This window comes from Flavobacterium sp., from assembly GCF_003525665.1.
Taxonomy (GTDB): Bacteria; Bacteroidota; Bacteroidia; order Flavobacteriales; family Flavobacteriaceae; genus Flavobacterium.
Genome location: NZ_DQDX01000023.1, coordinates 1 through 2,987, shown reverse-complemented (window position 1 = coordinate 2,987; position 2,987 = coordinate 1). Strand labels below are relative to the sequence as shown.

The window sequence follows — 2,987 nt, the reverse complement described above, 5'->3', positions numbered from 1 at the left end:
ATTCATTATACTTTACAGAAGAGCACGAACTATTTAGAAAAAGCTTACAAGATTTTTTACAAAAAGAAGTTGTGCCTCACATTGAAAAATGGGAAAAAACAGGAACAATTGAACGCTTTATTTGGAAAAAAGTAGGAGAAATGGGCTTCTTCGGAATCAATTATCCAGAAGCTTATGGTGGTTTAAATTTAGATTTATTTTACACTGTAGTTTTTCTTGAAGAGTTACAAAAAATTAAATCTTCTGGTTTTGCAGCAGCAATGTGGGCACACGCTTACCTTGCAATGACGCACTTAAACGCAGAAGGCGATGAGCGAATTAAACAAGATTATCTAGCTCCAAGTATTGCAGGAGATAAAATTGGCGGACTTTGTATCACAGAACCATTCGGTGGAAGTGATGTTGCGGGAATGAAAACTACTGCCGTTAAAAAAGGCGACAAATACATCATCAATGGGTCAAAAACTTTTATAACTAATGGAGTTTATGCAGATTACTATGTAGTTGCTGCCAAAACAAATCCAGATGCTGGAAACAAAGGAATCAGTATGTTTTTGATGGATACCAATTTAAAAGGAGTCTCAGCAACAAAACTAGACAAATTAGGATGGAGAGCTTCAGATACTGCCGAAATCGCATTCGATAATGTAGAAATTCCAGCAGAAAATCTAATGGGCGAAGAAGGAAAAGGCTTCCCATACATCATGCAACATTTCGCGCTAGAAAGATTAATCATGGCAATAAACGCACATGCAAGAGCCGAATATGCAATAGAATATACCATTCAATACATGTCACAACGCGAAGCTTTTGGTAGAACAATAGATAAATTCCAAGCGTTACGTCACACCATGGTCGATCACGCCACAGAAGTAGAACACTGCAAAATATTCAATTACGCAGCAGTTGCAAGATTAAATCAAGGCGAATATGTAGTGAAAGAAGCCACAATGGCAAAATTAAAATCTACAAAAGTATCCGACGACACCATATATAGTTGCCTTCAAATGTTAGGCGGTTACGGTTACATGGAAGAATATCCATTGGCACGTTTATCAAGAGACAGCCGTTTAGGACCAATTGGTGGCGGAACTTCAGAAATTCTGAGAGAAATTCTATCCAAAATGATAATCGATAATCAAAACTATCAACCAGCAGTTAAATAAATTTTTAAGATTTGTGAGAAGCCAATCCAGCTATTCACTACTATCTTTTTTATAAAATTATGTTTTTCTAATATAAAAAAAGGAGCTTCCGTTGGTCGCTCTTTTTTTATATGAAAAACTATAATTTCATTAAAAAAGGATATCCGTTACTATCTGGGCTAAAATTTTTGTAGAATTTTGTTTTAAATTTAAAAATTAGTATTACTTTTGCAGGCTAAATGAGAGGAGTTGTCTAGATTATGTTAATTATACCAATTAAAGACGGAGAAAATATCGATAGAGCATTAAAGCGCTATAAGAGAAAGTTTGATAAAACAGGAACTGTTCGTCAGTTACGTGCACGTCAAGCATTCATTAAACCTTCAGTTGTTAAAAGAGCTCAAATTCAAAAAGCAGCGTATATTCAAAACTTAAGAGACTCATTAGAAAGTTAATTAAATTTTAGAATAAAAATAGAACCGCTAGTAAATAAAGTTTCATAACTTTGTTACTAGCGGTTTTTCTTTTGCGCTTTTTTGTCACATCAAGTGCAGTCGAGATGCTCCAAATTATTCAAGCAAATCTCCTGAATTAAATACATTTTAAAATTGAACAACCTACAAGCATTTCAAGAGTATCTTCAACTCGAAAAAAACTATTCGATGCATACAGTAAATGCTTATGTAAATGACTTGCTTTTTTTTAAAGAATTCCTAAAAACCAATTTCGAACAAGAAACATTAGAAGATGTAAATTACAGCATGATAAGAAGCTGGATTGTTTTTATGGTCGATAATGAAATGTCCAACAGTTCTGTAAACAGAAAAATTGCGTCCTTAAAAGCATTCTATAAATTTTTATTAAAGATTAAACAAATAGGTTCAAGTCCTTTATTGAAACATAAATCCTTAAAAACGCCAAAAATTCTACAAATCCCTTTTTCAGAAAAAGAATTAGATAATGTATTAAATGAAATTAAGTATCCAGACGGTTTTGACGGCGTTCGTGATAAATTAATAATCGATTTATTCTACACAACCGGAATAAGACGATCAGAATTAATAGGATTAAAACTTCAAAATGTTAATACTTCAACGGCTACATTAAAGGTTTTAGGTAAAAGAAATAAGGAAAGAATACTGCCAATTTTGCCAATAATTTCAAATCAAATAAATCTTTATTTATCAGAGAGAGCTCGATTAGAACAAGTTAAGGATAGTGAGTATTTTTTTTTAATGTTAAAAGGCGTTAAATTGAACGATTCGTTTGTTTATCGTCTAATAAATTATTACTTTAGTAATGTCTCCGAGAAGGTAAAAAAGAGTCCGCATATTTTACGTCACACATTTGCAACTCACATGCTTAACAACGGAGCAGATTTGAATTCAGTAAAAGAATTATTAGGACATTCAAGTTTGGCATCAACACAAATCTATACACACAGTAGTTTGTCTGAATTGAAGAAAGTGTACGGAGATGCGCATCCGAGAAACCAAAAATAATTCTCAAGTATAACCATTAATTAAATAATTATGAAGGTAAATGTAAATGCTGTTAACTTTACAATTGACAGAAAGCTAGTTGATTTTGTTCAATTAAGAATGGATAAGTTAGAAAAATACTACGATAAAATTGTTTCAGCCGATGTTTATTTGAAGGTTGAAAATACAAGTGACAAGGAGAATAAAATCGTTGAGATTAAAATTCATGTTCCAGGAGATGATTTTCTAGTAAAAAAACAATGTAAAACCTTTGAAGAAGCAGTTGAATTATCAGCAGAATCGTTAGAAAGATTGTTGGTAAAAAGAAAAGAAAAAATAAGAACACATATTTAAGAAAAAT

The 2,987-nt window shown here is 32.1% G+C and carries 4 protein-coding genes; all 4 read left to right on the top strand.

The genetic code is table 11. The annotated features are described in order from the left end of the window. The coding region (locus DIU01_RS01555) for an acyl-CoA dehydrogenase family protein (protein ID WP_290831502.1) at positions 1-1,166 on the top strand (1,166 nt) is incomplete at its 5' end. A gap of 239 nt (positions 1,167-1,405) precedes the next feature. Continuing rightward, positions 1,406-1,600, top strand: coding sequence for a 30S ribosomal protein S21 (gene rpsU, locus DIU01_RS01550; RefSeq protein WP_035123806.1), 195 nt, complete (start codon positions 1,406-1,408; stop codon positions 1,598-1,600). A gap of 153 nt (positions 1,601-1,753) precedes the next feature. Next, a complete protein-coding gene (locus DIU01_RS01545; RefSeq protein WP_290831501.1) occupies positions 1,754-2,647 on the top strand; it encodes a tyrosine-type recombinase/integrase in 894 nt (297 codons plus the stop codon). Positions 2,648-2,677: 30 nt separating this feature from the next. Further along, positions 2,678-2,980 carry a ribosome-associated translation inhibitor RaiA gene (gene raiA / locus DIU01_RS01540; RefSeq protein WP_290831500.1) on the top strand — a complete coding sequence of 101 codons (303 nt, stop codon included), beginning with the start codon at positions 2,678-2,680 and terminating at the stop codon, positions 2,978-2,980. Positions 2,981-2,987 lie beyond the last annotated feature (7 nt).

What these genes read in the sequence shown, in the direction of transcription:
- rpsU (WP_035123806.1), top strand. Translation starts at nt 1,406, where the DNA reads ATGTTAATTATACCAATTAAAGACGGAGAAAATATCGATAGAGCATTA.
- raiA (WP_290831500.1), top strand. Translation starts at nt 2,678, where the DNA reads ATGAAGGTAAATGTAAATGCTGTTAACTTTACAATTGACAGAAAGCTA.